9 protein-coding genes, 6 tRNA genes and 1 pseudogene are annotated in these 15,238 nt (G+C 39.7%); 8 read left to right on the top strand and 8 right to left on the bottom strand.

Annotation, left to right across the window (positions count from 1 at the left end):
- A pseudogene (locus AB4140_RS16185) lies at positions 1–119 on the bottom strand (ATP-binding cassette domain-containing protein); the annotation flags it as partial.
- A 667-nt stretch (positions 120–786) separates the two neighbouring features.
- Here AB4140_RS16185 and AB4140_RS16190 point away from each other — a divergent pair.
- Positions 787–2,655: a hypothetical protein gene (locus tag AB4140_RS16190; RefSeq protein WP_372001738.1), complete on the top strand. Its 1,869-nt coding sequence runs from the start codon at positions 787–789 to the stop codon at positions 2,653–2,655.
- 382 nt (positions 2,656–3,037) lie between these two features.
- Here AB4140_RS16190 and AB4140_RS16195 read toward each other — a convergent pair whose 3' ends face one another.
- Together AB4140_RS16195 and AB4140_RS16200 are read right to left on the bottom strand one after the other, a co-directional pair.
- A complete protein-coding gene (locus AB4140_RS16195; RefSeq protein ID WP_303462493.1) occupies positions 3,038–3,823 on the bottom strand; it encodes a helix-turn-helix transcriptional regulator in 786 nt (261 codons plus the stop codon).
- A gap of 653 nt (positions 3,824–4,476) precedes the next feature.
- A tRNA-Ser gene (locus AB4140_RS16200) sits at positions 4,477–4,567 on the bottom strand.
- A 379-nt stretch (positions 4,568–4,946) separates the two neighbouring features.
- Between AB4140_RS16200 and AB4140_RS16205 the strand changes: the two genes are divergently transcribed.
- Positions 4,947–6,686, top strand: coding sequence for a S16 family serine protease (locus AB4140_RS16205; RefSeq protein WP_102437653.1), 1,740 nt, complete (start codon positions 4,947–4,949; stop codon positions 6,684–6,686).
- Between the two features lie 73 nt (positions 6,687–6,759).
- A complete protein-coding gene (gene fabA / locus AB4140_RS16210) occupies positions 6,760–7,275 on the top strand; it encodes a bifunctional 3-hydroxydecanoyl-ACP dehydratase/trans-2-decenoyl-ACP isomerase (protein ID WP_102437655.1) in 516 nt (171 codons plus the stop codon).
- 128 nt (positions 7,276–7,403) lie between these two features.
- Here fabA and rmf read toward each other — a convergent pair whose 3' ends face one another.
- The 5 genes from rmf to rlmKL form a co-directional block, all read right to left on the bottom strand.
- Entirely contained in the window at positions 7,404–7,580 is a 177-nt protein-coding gene (gene rmf / locus AB4140_RS16215) for a ribosome modulation factor (RefSeq protein ID WP_076539913.1), read from the bottom strand.
- A 179-nt stretch (positions 7,581–7,759) separates the two neighbouring features.
- Entirely contained in the window at positions 7,760–9,661 is a 1,902-nt protein-coding gene (locus AB4140_RS16220; protein WP_372001741.1) for a DUF3466 family protein, read from the bottom strand.
- 25 nt (positions 9,662–9,686) lie between these two features.
- Positions 9,687–11,612, bottom strand: a complete 1,926-nt coding sequence (locus AB4140_RS16225) for an ABC transporter ATP-binding protein (protein ID WP_102476871.1) — start codon at positions 11,610–11,612, stop codon at positions 9,687–9,689.
- Positions 11,609–11,860, bottom strand: coding sequence for a glutaredoxin family protein (locus AB4140_RS16230; protein WP_102437661.1), 252 nt, complete (start codon positions 11,858–11,860; stop codon positions 11,609–11,611). The genes AB4140_RS16225 and AB4140_RS16230 overlap by 4 nt, the downstream gene beginning before the upstream one ends.
- Positions 11,861–11,877: 17 nt before the next feature.
- Entirely contained in the window at positions 11,878–14,025 is a 2,148-nt protein-coding gene (gene rlmKL, locus AB4140_RS16235) for a bifunctional 23S rRNA (guanine(2069)-N(7))-methyltransferase RlmK/23S rRNA (guanine(2445)-N(2))-methyltransferase RlmL (protein ID WP_102476872.1), read from the bottom strand.
- A 300-nt stretch (positions 14,026–14,325) separates the two neighbouring features.
- Between rlmKL and AB4140_RS16240 the strand changes: the two genes are divergently transcribed.
- From AB4140_RS16240 to AB4140_RS16260, 5 genes are all read left to right on the top strand, one after another.
- Positions 14,326–14,402 (top strand) — tRNA-Met (locus tag AB4140_RS16240).
- 152 nt (positions 14,403–14,554) lie between these two features.
- A tRNA-Met gene (locus AB4140_RS16245) sits at positions 14,555–14,631 on the top strand.
- A 110-nt stretch (positions 14,632–14,741) separates the two neighbouring features.
- Positions 14,742–14,818: transfer RNA gene (locus AB4140_RS16250), tRNA-Met, on the top strand.
- Between the two features lie 114 nt (positions 14,819–14,932).
- A tRNA-Met gene (locus AB4140_RS16255) sits at positions 14,933–15,009 on the top strand.
- A gap of 48 nt (positions 15,010–15,057) precedes the next feature.
- Positions 15,058–15,134, top strand: a tRNA-Met gene (locus AB4140_RS16260).
- Positions 15,135–15,238: the final 104 nt, after the last annotated feature.

Raw genomic sequence — 15,238 nt, forward strand, 5'->3', positions numbered from 1 at the left:
GTGGTGGGCTCATCTAAAAAAAGCAAAGCGGGATCATTAACTAAACTCAACGCCAGCAATAGCCGCTGCTTTTGTCCCCCAGAAAGCGTAAAATGAAGTTGATTGGCAACTTGCTGTAGTTGACATTTGACTCGGCAGTTACCAAATAGGCTGGGCCGAATATCCCCCAAGCTGCAAGGCTACTCGCGGAAGCTATTTATGGTAATTAAAACACACATTTTAATGACAGCTAAATGAATAGTGAGGCCTTGTAAAAAGCGCAATAGCCAATATTGTGCGTTTTCATACAATCTATTCAACCAAAAGACAGAATCACTTTTAACTAACCTCAAATAAAGATTTAGTAAGTAGAATCAGGATTTAAAAGAGCACTATAAATAGTTCTGAAAACGTTCGCGATCTCGCCCTGCACCTTATACTGACTGAGGGATATCACAAAGTTGGTCTGTTACTAAGGTGATGGATATGCAGAGTCTCCCAATCACACTATATCTGTAATAGGATTAACGAATATCAAAGAGTATTAGCCTTAAATATACACAGGGCAATGTAACTCTTTAGCAGCATTGTTAACATCTGCCCGGCACGGTTGCTTAACTGTTTATTTTATGTGACCCACCTCCGATTTTACTCAACAAATCTTTATTTCTATGAGTACTGATAGCGTTTTTATTGCGGCTCGAATTCATACTCGACTGAGTGATTAATGGATAAAAATAATATCCAATCATGAATTTAGCAGTAAATAAATATTGCTATAGATTCAGAATATACTGGAGATGAGTAATGAAACTTAATGTAATAACAACCACTTTGGCTTTGTCTTTTTTGCTTGTAGGTTGTGGCAGTGACAGTAATGATAAGGTTGACCTAACAGAACCAGAACAGGGCTATAAAAATGATAAATATGTGGTAATGGATGTTAATCATCAACCTGTGGCTGACAAAATTCATTATGTCGCTTTAGGCCGCTTTGACGACAAAATTAAAACTTGGATGAACAGCGATCAGGCAGAAGATCTTGATGGTGACGGCCGAATTAGTTTTTATGATGCGCAAAAAGCAGGGGTAGAAAACCCACCGATTGACTACCTTGAAGTTAACTATTCTGATGTTGTCGCTTTTCTTACCGAAAACCCTGATGGTTACGGTCAGCATACCTCTCGACCAGATATTTTTGTTGAAGGACAATACAGTGTATTCGATGTATTACGATATGTAGTGCATAGCGATCCTCAACTTAAATTTGACTCTGTTACACCTGCAGAAGAGTCTCCTTATAACACTTTCGAGTTTTCCATCTCCTATGACAAAAATAATGATGGTGACTTTACCAATGATGGTGATGAATTCGTTAACTCGCCTAATTGGTTCTTCCGCTTTAAAACTAGTGCCGGAGATTTCCAACGTGCGACTGGTGAACCAGATGGTGAGGCGACTTACAACCGTATGGATGAAATGTGGGCGCAGCATGATTTAGCCATCAGATTCCAGCCTTTCCATGAAGTTACCACTGTTAGACGCCAACACCTGTGGGAAAAAGAAATGGCACGTCTGGATGAAAATGGTCAAGTCATTAGTGAAATTTTGGTCCGTGATGGTGATACGCCATATCCTTACCCTTATGTACAAAATTTAAAAGTAACTGCCCATAACCTGCGTCCAGATGTCTTTCAGCCAGGCGTTATTACAGGTATAGATTGGTTTATGTCTGCAATCGATGAAGGATATGACTTTAAACTGAGCTACTGGCCAACAGTGGATACAGGGGCTTCAGTCAATTCGTATTCAGTTAACCATGTAAATGGTATCACATCGTCAGTAGGTGAAGGTTGGGTTAACATGATGGGCGAAAAAGAAGTAGCCACCGACTATGGACCACTGCCTGCATGTTTGTGGGATAAAGAAGGTAAAACAGCTTCTGTTAGTGCTTTTCCAGCTGAAGATTGTATAGACGACTTCCAATATGCTTTTGGTGGCAATAAGTTACACTTAATGACTGATGTGTGGGTGATGAGCTATCCAAAAGAATACGGAATGCTGGTTTATGCAAATCATTATAATGCATGGGGTATGGAAGAATATAATGGCAATGATCTAGGCAAAGAATACGAGTTTAGCAATGGCCTAGTGGCAAATTTAGAAACCCTAAATTCTGCAAAAGATGCAAATTCTGATGCTATGCTAACAGAATCTCACTATGGCTGGGGCAAAGCTGACTGTATGTTGTGTCACAACCCAGAAGATGGACACATGAATGGCGCACCACTGCCAGTTAACACCAACGATGGGTTTGACATTCCACAGCCTTACTTCTGTTCAACTTGTCACGGGACTAATGGTGCAAGTGAAGGTCATGGTGCAACCGCTCGCTGTTTCTGGTGTCACTCTAGCTCTAAAACACCTGAATTCCATGGTGATGCGTTCAGCAAGCGTACTGTACCGAGTATCATTGACGCTATTAATGAAGAAAAAGAAATCTTCTTCTACAATAGTGGAAGCCCGGTGATGCCTAGAGATTCAGCAGGTAACCCAAACTCTTACCCTGATAAAGGTATTATTAGTGGCACGAATTCAGACTGGAGCATGTCACAAACATTCCCAGATCCATATTCATGCATGACGTGTCACGATAACGGTTCATTTGATAAATAATCCCCAAATTCAACTGTGAAGTGCGACACTCGCCTATATCAAGCAGCCAATGTCATATTTTTAAATATTACAGCTGGCTGCTTGAACCCTAAACACTTTTTGGGTCAGTAATTTATTCCCGACAACGCAAACTCAATATCACTATCTGACACGGTTCTTAAGTCCGTTCCTTTTTTACATATTGCCTTGTTCTGGTCAACTCCAACCGGACACTTTTCTAAAAGAGATTTCAAAATCTATCGGTGACTGATCAGTCGAACGCCACTTGAAACATTATTGGATGGGAAACAGATTTGGGTGGATAAAAATCTAGCTCAAATCTAAGCTGACAGACACCATAAAAAAAGAGGTAACGGTCAGATCAAATCTGAGCTACTAGACCTTATGACAAAATTTTATATTTAAATGCAACAGCTACCAGTTGCGAATTGTTTTTAACTTCAAATAAGGCTTTCATTTTATTGACATGGTAGTCGACACCACGCTCAGTCAAGTGCAGCGTTTCTGAAATTGAAATTCTTGAATGACCTTCTGCAAGCATTTTTAACACATTATGACTTTTACGCGAAATAAGCCCCAAACCAGTGAAAGGATTAATCTCTGATGTTGCTTCACTTCCCAGTACCATATTATGAAAATTAGAAATAAATTGCTGCATTTGTTCCCTATTTTGCTCCGCAAACGTCTTTAATACTGTTGGTTCAAATTCACTCATGAAAAAAAATCGCCCATGAAGATAAGGACAGTTTTCACTCTGGTAACGATAATAGACGCGGCTTCTTACGTTATACTTACTTAAAACATCACGACACAGTCGTGAAGCCTCCGTATCCTCTTCGTAACTAAAAATCTGAATGCCACTAGCATTCAATTTGCTCATATTTGGCTCAACTTTAATGGCTTTTTTGGTAAAGTCCGCTCTCATCTTACGCATTGCTGAGTTAGAATATAAAAAATTATGTCGTTTCTCACGTTTACTAATCGACACTTCAGCATCAACATCAATATGAGAGTTTTGCATCTTCACCGATCTTGCCAAATCGAGAATATAAGTGCCCCCAATAAAACCTAAACGACTTACCTCGTTATTTAGTGTTAATTCTAGTCTCTCTCGCCGTTCAATTGCAGAATCAATGGTAACTTTATTACTTATTATTGATTGTTTCATCCCCAAAACTTCCAATGATTTTACTTATATATGTAAGTGTTAATATTACTTATCTACAACGATAACTTCAGTGATAAACCTCATAACGTAAACAACCAGAAATTTAAATTTGTGACAAACTACTAATAAACATCAAACATCTATATAAAAATATGTCTTTCAATGCATTCTGATATTCGCCAGTTTTAAAGAACATAACGTTATGCGCACACGACAACGATCAGCAATTGTCGTGAGTTTGCGAATCATAAAGTGATAGCCGCAGCCTTAGACACAAAGCTTTACTTAGCCCCCTGTACTGGTCGAACGCCACTTGAAACATTATTGGATGGGAAACAGATTTGGGCAGATAAAAATCTAGCTCAAATCTAAACTGACAGACACCATAAAAAATGGGTAACTGTCAGATCAAGTCTGAGCTACTACAGCTAAACAGATACGAGTGAAGTACACGTTAATAGGAGCTCTGCTGATGCGAAAAGCAGGGATATTGACTGAGTCAATCCTCTCAAGGAAGATAAGTGACTATAAAACAGGCACTTCAAACACTAGACAATAAAGTAGTTTTGAATTGATAGTATTAATCTTCAATACTTTTAGTAAGTTAAACGAAAAAAGGCTCATCATTTCTGATGAGCCTTTCGTCTTAAATATGGCGGAGAGATAGGGATTTGAACCCTAGATGGGCTACAAACCCATGCCGGTTTTCAAGACCGGTGCATTCGACCACTCTGCCATCTCTCCGAACGCCGAGAATAATATAAGTATCAGACCTCGTTGTAAACCGGAATTTATAAAAAAACATTCAAATGCTCATCAAATAAGCTTTTAAGACATTTTTCCACCTTTGTTGGCTCATTTGCTAATCAGGTGAGTAAAAATCACCTTCTGCACCACTGGATTCCCTCACCTTTTCTATCAACAAACACGCTTTTAGCGATTACATTTTGTTTAAAGAATTACGCTAACCCCCAAATAAGAAGCAGCAATGGCCTTGAATATAGCAATCCAGTGTCATATTTTTCCAGCAAGCCCATAGATAATCCGCAAAGCATCGAACATTTCAATGATATGACGATAATATATGCTAAAATCGCTTTAACTATTTCTGATACTTAAAGCTATGACCACAACTTTAATTTCTATACCCAAACTTGCTCCTCAGTTTACGTTACCTCAATCTTTACCTTCTACTGCTTATCTAAGCCATTTATTGTTGGGACAAGAGCGTTGTTTAGATGCATTTAATTTAATGACTAAACTTGCACACCAACATTTATTTGTCGCTGATTTTGCGGGTATTGAGCGTGAACTGTTTATTAAAGCCCTTGTGAGTCAGGCTAATACGCCATCAGATTCCTTTTTGGTTGCGACTAAAAGCCAAGATGAAAATCACAATTTTAATTTCCGCTGGCAGGCTGAGTTACCGGCAGAGAATGTTGGCACTGTTGCGCATCAAAATACCCTTTACAGCTATGTTAGTGGCTCTATTCGCCGCGCTGATCTAGTCGGTAAAATGCATAAGACTGATAAGTCTAGCCAGTATAAAGCTGGCATTTTAGCCTCCAACCATTTCGTTTTTATTGATGCTAACTCTTTATGGAAACGTGAAGGCCTGTGGGATTTTGTCATGCAGATCCTCGAGCATAAACAATATAAAATTAGCAACGATATCGCGCCAATCCCACTCAATTGTAAAATTGTGCTAATGGGCTCAGCTAACTTGTTTACTCATTTAAGAACTGAAGACAGAGTTTTTTATAAAAACTTTCCACTGCTTGGCGAGGTTAACTCAGAAATTGATTTAACTAAATATAATGAAACTCAGTACCTGCAATGGCTAAATAGTTTAGCTGATGCCTATAACATTCAATTAGAGCCATCAAGCTTGATACCGCTATTTAATTACAGCGCCAAACTTACTGAGCATCAGCAACGCTTAAGTTTATCAATGCTGCAAATAGTTCAGGTACTGACTCAAGCTAAAGCATACTCTAATAGTGCTTCGCTCAATTCAACTGCCATAGCAAAAGCTCTTAGACAGTCAAAGTCACGCCATGACAGTTCTGAGGTTTATTCAGCACAAAACTTTGATGATAATTTCATTAATCTGCAAACGAGCGGTGAAATAATCGGCCAGATTAATGGCTTAACTGTGATTGACACTGATGATTCAAGTTATGGCGAGCCGGCAAGGATCACTACCTCTGTCCATTATGGTGACGGTGAAGTGATTGATATTGAGAGGAAATCAGAGTTGGGCGGTAATATTCATACTAAAGGTATGATGATCCTTTCAGCTTCCTTGTACCGTATTTTTGGTCGCGATGTACCTTTGCATTTAAATGCCAATATAGTGTTTGAGCAGTCTTATCAAGAGATTGATGGCGATAGTGCCTCTTTAGCTGAGTACTGTTGCTTAATGTCTGCCATTGCCGAGCAGCCGATTAACCAAGCATTTGCCATTACGGGCGCACTTGATCAATTCGGCGCGGTGCAAGCCATTGGTGGTGTGAATGAAAAGATCGAAGGCTTCTATCATTTATGTAAGCGACGTGGCTTAACAGGTGAGCACAGCGTTATTATTCCTAAATCGAATGTGCTACAACTAAACCTTGAAACCGAAGTTATTGAGGCCGTTGAAAAAGGCTTGTTTCATATTCATGCAATTGAGCATATGGATCAAGCTATCGATTTATTAATGAAAGCTCCAGCAGGGGTAAGAAACGAAGACAATGATTTTCCTGCTGAATCAATTTATGGCCAGGTCCAAACACGTTTAGAAAAAATGGCTGGCCACGATGATGAAGAGCTCGAATTAAGCTTTTTACAAAAAATATTAATGAAATTAAAGATATTATAGTGATCGGAGTTGTTTAGCTTACACGTGTTCGCTATCTTGTCAGCCTATTCGTAATAAAGTGGTAAATATTTAAATGAAAAGAGCTAACAGTTTCACTAAAGAAGAGCTGATCGCATGTGGTAATGGCAACCTTTTTGAGCCTAACTCACCACGTCTGCCTGTCGATAATATGTTGATGATAGATAGGATCACAACCATTAATGCTGACGGTGGTGAATATGGTAAAGGCGAAATAGTCGCTGAACTCGATATCACCCCTGATTTATGGTTTTTTGACTGCCACTTTAATGGCGATCCTGTGATGCCAGGTTGCTTAGGTTTAGATGCCATGTGGCAATTGGTTGGCTTTTATTTAGGCTGGGAAGGCGCAGAAGGTAAAGGGCGCGCACTTGGGGTTGGCGAAGTAAAGTTCACCGGGCAAGTATTACCGGAAGCGAAAAAAGTCACCTATAAGCTCACTTTAAAACGAAAGATTCACCGTAAGCTGGTTATGGGGATTGCTGATGCCACTATGGAAGTGGATGGCCGTGAGATTTACTCGGCTACTGATTTGAAAGTCGGTATTTTTAAGGATACCTCGACCTTTTAAGCATTTCACTGAATATGAATAGTAATCACTGTTAGCTAATGTTGCTTCGGGTTAACTTAGCTAAACGGCATTATTTTGCCCTCAATCAACACCCTGAGGGCAAAGATATTAATATGATGCCTTTTCATTTATTTATTAAACAAACCACTCATACGTCCATCTACGCCTTCTCTCCAACCACCTAACCATTGAGATTTAGAATCTAAAGTTCCGTAAGGGCAAAGCTCCTTAGAGCGCCCTGCAATACCTGCTTGGAATCCCTTAGAAAAAGCTCTATCTAACTTATCTCTTTTTTGTCTTTTCATTAACACATCCTCATTTTGTTAATCAAGAAGCGTTCGCTTCAGCATTAGAAATAGGTGAAATTTCACACAAGATCAATGCAAAAATATGACAAAATTATGTGTTTTTAATTAAAGTATTGAGATAAAAAGCAAAAAAAAATCGAGGAATAATCCTCGACTTTTAGTTCAAAAAATGCTCTCTACTTAAGCTTGCGACGACGTAACCAAAGTAACGGCAGAGCGAATAACCAAGCAAAGCTAGCCGCCCCTTTTCTTACATAGGGCTCATCTTCTACGTCATCACTTTCAGTACAGGCTTGTTCGTTACCTGATACCGGTTTCATTACCACCATACGCGGTAAATAAGACGTTACAGGGGCGCCATTACCATTTATTTCAAATAACGGTAGGTTAGTGTCTTCATCAAGAATCAAATTACCATCGGTATCAAATTGGTATAAAGGTTTACGAATAAATGCTGTACCTACAATGGTGCCGTCTTCATTGATGTCATTGGCCTCAACCACATATATTTCACTGTCATAGCTTAAAATTGAGCCGTCACCATCAATAACCCTAACCGGATAACGAGTCCATTTACCATCAGCATCTTGCTCATAGCCTTTTGACTCACACGTTAAAGTCGCATTAAGGTTCACAAATTCATCATCACCGATGTTATAAAGAAAACCTGCTTTTGGTCGCGGCTTATCTTTATCATAAGTGACCTCAATATTACCAACCACTTGACCTGCATTATTAATGGCTTTTGGGTAACTACTTAGCTCTGAAATACCTGAATCTTGAAAGTCACTAGGTACTACGATTTCAGCAGATGGGTTGTTAATATCGTAATAGAAGAACTTATCTCGTAAAATTCCACTGACATATTTATAAAAAGTACCAATGACAATACCATTATCATTAATATCACGTGCTATTGAGTTATAAACATCGTCACTGAAAATATCAGTATCAATCCACTGATACTCATATTCACCTGCGGCATTTTTCACCCAGTAGGCGGCATCTTGATAAAGATCATCCGTTTTACCATTACGGTAAACGTGTGAGCGCCCTACGACGACATCATTGTTGTTAACACCTAAAGCTTGAGCGGTATACACCAAGGTTGAATCTTCATCAGGGGTTAAACCTAACTCCAACTCAATGACGTTTTCTGCAGGAATCGTATTATCATCAGCAATTTGCCATACATGGGCACGGGTTTGATACTGAATGTTACGACGACCATTTGCAGGGAACTGATCGGCCTGTACGCATATTTCAACTGGCGCTGGCGAGTCTTCATCTGCGTCTAAATCTGCGTCAATACAACTATCGATACGATCTGAGCTGAATTCAATAATGTCAGTACTGGCATAACCTGCCACCAAATTATTATCGTTAATTGCCGCAGCCGCTGACCAGCCACCTAACTCAACTTCAAAACCATCATCTTCACGAATATAAGTTTCGTAAGATGGTACTAATTCAAGTTCTTCTCCGTCAGGCGTGACAGCGACACCACGAAGCTCAAAATCGCGATAGTACCAAAACTCTTGGTCTTCATCACTACCAACATAGTCGATAGTTATTTCAGGCGCAGTATATGAACCAACTTTGTAATTGTTGTCATTCATGCCATAGAAAAAGGTATCAACCGAATTGATAATTAACTCGCCTTCATCATCAACATCGGTTGGTGCTGTAGTGCCATTAACGCTATAGAAGTTTGGATACCAAGCTGACTCAGCATCGTTTTCTTCCGCTGTGAAAGTAAAGTTATTTGCCACCAGAGGCAAAAATACTGAATAAATAATGGTTTCTTCAGGTGCGATACCATCTTCTACATCAATAACGTCATTGTCATCTTCGTCATCATCGACAGATAGTTTTTTCTTACCTTTAGAAACACCTACAAGTTCATTGTTGGCATTAACAGCCATGGCGTAACCACTTCGGGTACCGTCTACTGTGCCTTTAAGATCAAAATCTTCAATGTTTACAATTTCATATACTGGAGCGGCATGTACACTTCCGATAGCGCCAAGCACACTCAAGGCAACGACAGATAATGCCTTATCAAACTTCGACTTCATTATAATTCCTATTATTATTATACGCTTACTTCAGTGATTCGAGTTCTTCCCAACGCTCGAAGCAAGTGTCCAATTCCTGTTCTTTTGTCGCCAATGCTTTAAGCACTGAGTTGACGGTATCTTGTGGTTGGCTATAAAAATCAGCTGAAGCCACAGTATTTTGTATTTCTTCTACTTCTTGTTCTAACTTTTCCATTTTACTCGGTAGTTGTTCGAGTTCACGTTGAAGTTTGAACGATAATTTTTTAGGTGCTGTACTGGCAGCTTTAGTCTGCTTTACAGGCTTAGTTTCTACTGGCGCAGGAGTTTGGACAACAGATGTTGCTGCTTGTTCCTCAGAATAAAATTTAGCGCCCTGAGAGACGGCATCATTGTATCCGCCAACATACTCATGCCAGTTACCATTACCGGCAAACCACCAACTACTGGTCACGGTATTATCAATAAATTCCCTGTCGTGACTAACAATCAATAAGGTCCCTTTAAAATCAGTTAGTAAGGACTCTAACAATTCTAGGGTCTCAATATCAAGGTCATTGGTTGGTTCATCGAGAATAATTAAGTTTGCAGGTCGCAATAACAAGCGTGCTAATAGCAATCGGTTTTTCTCACCACCTGATAACGCCTTAACAGGGGTACGTGCACGCATAGGTGAAAACAAGAAGTCTTGTAAGTAACTTAATATATGACGATCTTGACCGTTAATCGTAACGGTTTTCTTACCGTCGCCTACGTTTTCTTCAACGGTTTTTTCTGGATCTAACGCTTCACGGTATTGGTCAAAATAGGCAACTTCGAGTTTGGTACCGACTTTAACTTCACCTGATTGCGGCGAAAGCTGCTCAATTAATAGCTTAATTAATGTTGATTTACCACAACCGTTTGGCCCGATTAAGGCAATTCTGTCACCACGTATAACCGTTGAACTGAAGTTTTTAACTAAATCTTTATCAGGTAAATTGTAATTAAGATTATTAATATCAAATACTAACTTACCAGAACGCTCAGTATCACTGACGTTCATCTTGGCATTACCTTGACGATTCAGGCGCTCACTGCGTTCATTTCTTAATGCTTTAAGGGCGCGCACTCGGCCTTCATTACGGGTACGTCTGGCTTTTACCCCTTGACGGATCCAAGTTTCTTCTTCTGCTAATTTTTTGTCAAAATGGGCATTTTGTTCCGCTTCAACACGCAACCACTCTTGCTTACCTTCTAAATAAGCATGGTAATTACCCGGCCACGATGTCACTACGCCGCGATCTAAATCAACAATGCGTGTTGCCATACGATGAATAAAGCCACGGTCATGACTGACAAACACGATAGCGCCTTTAAAGTTTAATAAAAACTCTTCAAGCCATTCAATGGTATCAATATCAAGGTGGTTGGTCGGTTCATCAAGCAATAATAAGTCCGGTTCGCTAACTAGGGCTCTTGCTAATGCCACTTTACGCTGCCAGCCACCTGATAACTCACTAAGGGGTTTATCGGGATCTAAGCCTAACAATTCACAATTTTGAATAATACGAGAATCTAAATGCCAGCCGTTATTATGATCTAATGACTCTTGCAAGCGCTGCATTTGATTGAGCATCTTGTTCATTTCATCAGGTTCAGCGGTAGCAACGTCATGTGAAAGCTTATGATAACGCTCTAGCATTTCACCAATTTCTTTTAATGCTAAAGAGATATATTTATAAACCGTGCCGGTTTCAGCTTTAGGCGGATCTTGCTGTAGTCGACTGACATTCACATCAGAGGCAATATTAAATTCACCGTCATCAAGTAATACATCACCTGACAGCACTTTCATTAAACTTGATTTACCCGCCCCATTTCGGCCTACGATACACACTCGCTCACCAGGTAAAATAGTGAAATCAGCATTTTTCAATAACGGGGTATAGCCATAGGCTAAAGAGCCATTATTAATACGAACTAAACTCAAGCGACGCTCCTAATAAATTCTGTTAACTGCTGGGCATCAAAGGGCCAAAACAATTCTTTTTCATCCATAACTAACACTGGTATAGAGATGCCATAACGGCTTGCCAGTGTGTCATTATCGCAAATATCAATATGTTGATAGTCAATGCCTAATTGCTCAACTAACGCTTGAGCAATTTCACACAGATGACAGCCATCTGTGTGATATAAAATTAGGCCTGCACTGTCTGTTGTTGGGTTAGAACTCATACCTTTAACCTTAAAGCTTATTTAGCGTAAGGAGACTTAGCATGGGTAATTAACCAAGTATTATGGATGTGCGGATTACGCTTATAATCCAATGGTAATGTTTGACTATCGATATTTTTAATGTCCATTTTATATTGGCTTAAAAGCTCGATATCCATTTTAAATTTACGCTTATTATTCGAGAAAATAATTTCGCCATTAGGGCTTAATACTTTAATCAAATCAACCAGCATTGCCGCATGGTCTCGTTGAACGTCCCAGCTATCTTCCATTCTTTTTGAATTAGAAAAAGTTGGCGGATCGATAAATATCAGATCGAATTTCTCTTCACAATCTTTCACCCACTGAATACAGTTAGCTTGGATGAATTGATATTGCTTACCTGATAAATTATTTAAATCAAAATTCTCTTTTGCCCAAGCAAGGTAAGTATTTGACATATCGACTGTTGTGACAGATTTAGCCCCACCTAATGCCGCATGTACCGATGCAGAGCCTGTGTAAGAAAATAAATTCAGCACATTTTTACCCGCTGATTTTTCACCAACTAATTTACGGGTCAAACGATGATCTAAGAATAAACCGGTATCAAGGTAGCCAGTTAAATTTAACTTAAACTTAGCGCCATACTCTTGGGTAATGATCTCCAGCTTTTGTTGATCAAGCTTTTGATACTGGTTGGTGCCCTTTTGCTTTTCACGGGTCTTTAAGGTAACGCGATCAGGGTCCATATTTAATGCTGCAGGCAATGAGAGTAATACATCGGTTAAACGACGCTTTGTCACCGCTTCAGGAATAGTCGCAGGCGCAGAGTATTCTTGAATAACCACATAATCGACATATTTATCAACTGCCACATTGTATTCAGGTAAGTCAGCATCATAAATGCGGTAACTATCAATACCTTCTTTTTTAGCCCACTTGGTTAGTTGCTTCATATTCTTTTTAATACGATTAGCAAAAGCAGGCGAGATATCTGCAATATCAACACCTTCAGGCAACACCGGCATTTCACGGCGAGTGCTTTTAGCATGCAAAGTATATAAGTTAAAGCCACACTCTAGTGCACCGTTAAACATCTTCATTTGCTTATCGGCTTTTAGCTTTAATGCTGAGAGTAATTCAATATCACTACACAACATGGCAATTTTCCAACCGCCAAAGTCTTTTTTAAACTTATCGCCAAGCTTGTAATACAGCTTCAATAATTCCGTAATGCTACCTAAACGCTCACCATATGGTGGGTTTGAGATTAAGAAACCCGCTTCTACTGGTGGAGTAACATCAAGTGCATCTGAAACACTAAATTCAATTAAATCAGCAACACCGGCATTTTCTGCGTTTTGTTTTGCAAGCGCTACAAGGTGACCGTCAATATCAGAGGCAAAAAACTTCAATGCGCAGCGAGTTTTACCAAGACTGGCTCGGGCTTTTGCTTCATTTAAAATCCCTTGCCATAGGGTATCGTCATGTTGATGCCAATGCTCAAAACCAAAACGGGCGCGTTTAAGCGCTGGAGCAATATCTGCAGCCATTAATGCCGCTTCGATAACAACGGTACCACTGCCACAAAAGGGATCTAATAATGTAATTGGATTTGCTTGCCAACCACTTCTTATAAGCATGTTAGCGGCTAAGTTTTCTTTCAGAGGTGCTTCACCGGTTATTGAACGGTAGCCACGTTGGTGTAAAGAAGCGCCAGAGAAATTAACTGAAAGCGTTAATTGATTATTACGATAATGGGCATCAATTCTAAATTCAGCATTGACGCGTCCAACATCAGGTCTATCTAAACCATCATCGCGAAAACGATCCACAACCGCATCTTTGGTTTTTAAAGCGCCAAACTGGGTATTATTAATAAAGCCGCCAGTACCGTGAAAATCGATACTGAAGGTACTATCGTTTGAGAAGTGAGACGGCCAATCAATACTGTAAGCTGCGTTATAAAGTTGCTCAGCAGATTCACAAGCACCTTTATAGATAACCACAACAATTCGGCTAGCAAGTCGAGTCCACAATGTAATTCGATAGGCAAGTTCTAAAGGCGCAGAAAAATACACACCAGCGACGCTTTCCTTAACATCAGTAGCACCAAACTCTTTAAGCTCATTGGATAAGCTATATTCAAACCCCTTTGGGGCAGCAGCAAAAAAATTTAACATGGATAGACAGTCATCAACTCACAGATATAATTAAGCATGCATTATATACCTAAACCGATATTAGGTGTGAAAATGTCTGTTAATTGCCACATTTTATACAATACATTACCGATATAGCCCTGTATTGGTGAGTAAACTTTCATTTCTGTTTCAAAACTACGGCTATAACAGGGCTATCTGCCTTATAAAGCCGCTATTTTTTGCTATTGGTGCTCAGTAAGTCAGCAAGCAGTAATAAAGTTGTCATTATGACTTGCCAAGAACAAGATTGGCCGTTATAGTCTGCCCCGCTTAAACGGACGCGGGATGGAGCAGTTTGGTAGCTCGTCGGGCTCATAACCCGAAGGTCGTTGGTTCAAATCCAGCTCCCGCAACCATTTAACCTTAGTAAGCAGACAATTAGTTAGCATATAAATTGTCGGGCTCAGCTAATATAAACTGGCAAAGGTCGTTGGTTCAAACCCAGCTCCTACAATCATTTAATCATGGTTGCTAAAGAGAAGTTTAAGCAAGTTAGTTTTTATTCGGACGCGGGATGGAGCAGTTTGGTAGCTCGTCGGGCTCATAACCCGAAGGTCGTTGGTTCAAATCCAGCTCCCGCAACCAATAAAATTTTCAAGTTGAATATTAATTCAATTGGTTAATTTTATTAATGTGTATTATTGATTCAAATCATTAATCACAACCAATAAAAACAACAAACTATTAAGTACGGACGCGGGATGGAGCAGTTTGGTAGCTCGTCGGGCTCATAACCCGAAGGTCGTTGGTTCAAATCCAGCTCCCGCAACCAATTTATTTGATTGAGCAGACAATTCGTCGAGCTTAACTTATATAAATCGGCAAAGTTCATTGGTTATAATATAACTAATGCAACCTCTTAACTTAATAGAACTATATAATCGGACGCGGGATGGAGCAGTTTGGTAGCTCGTCGGGCTCATAACCCGAAGGTCGTTGGTTCAAATCCAGCTCCCGCAACCAATTAGTATTATAGTTAAAGTATTATTGTAAAAAGTCATTAAAATCGGACGCGGGATGGAGCAGTTTGGTAGCTCGTCGGGCTCATAACCCGAAGGTCGTTGGTTCAAATCCAGCTCCCGCAACCAATTCTTTTTAATGCAGTGTAACAGGTAAGTTTTTAATCGGACGCGGGATGGAGCAGTTTGGTAGCTCGTCGGGCTCATAACCCGAAGGTCGTTGGTTCAAATCC

This window comes from Shewanella sp. 10N.286.51.B2 (genome assembly GCF_041469265.1).
Classification (GTDB): Bacteria; Pseudomonadota; Gammaproteobacteria; order Enterobacterales; family Shewanellaceae; genus Shewanella.

Coding starts and splice junctions, on each gene's coding strand:
- rmf (WP_076539913.1), bottom strand. CDS start 7,580: ATGAAAAGACAAAAAAGAGATAAGTTAGATAGAGCTTTTTCTAAGGGA.
- AB4140_RS16195 (WP_303462493.1), bottom strand. CDS start 3,823: ATGAAACAATCAATAATAAGTAATAAAGTTACCATTGATTCTGCAATT.
- fabA (WP_102437655.1), top strand. CDS start 6,760: ATGAAAAGAGCTAACAGTTTCACTAAAGAAGAGCTGATCGCATGTGGT.
- AB4140_RS16190 (WP_372001738.1), top strand. CDS start 787: ATGAAACTTAATGTAATAACAACCACTTTGGCTTTGTCTTTTTTGCTT.
- rlmKL (WP_102476872.1), bottom strand. CDS start 14,025: ATGTTAAATTTTTTTGCTGCTGCCCCAAAGGGGTTTGAATATAGCTTA.
- AB4140_RS16220 (WP_372001741.1), bottom strand. CDS start 9,661: ATGAAGTCGAAGTTTGATAAGGCATTATCTGTCGTTGCCTTGAGTGTG.
- AB4140_RS16205 (WP_102437653.1), top strand. CDS start 4,947: ATGACCACAACTTTAATTTCTATACCCAAACTTGCTCCTCAGTTTACG.
- AB4140_RS16230 (WP_102437661.1), bottom strand. CDS start 11,860: ATGAGTTCTAACCCAACAACAGACAGTGCAGGCCTAATTTTATATCAC.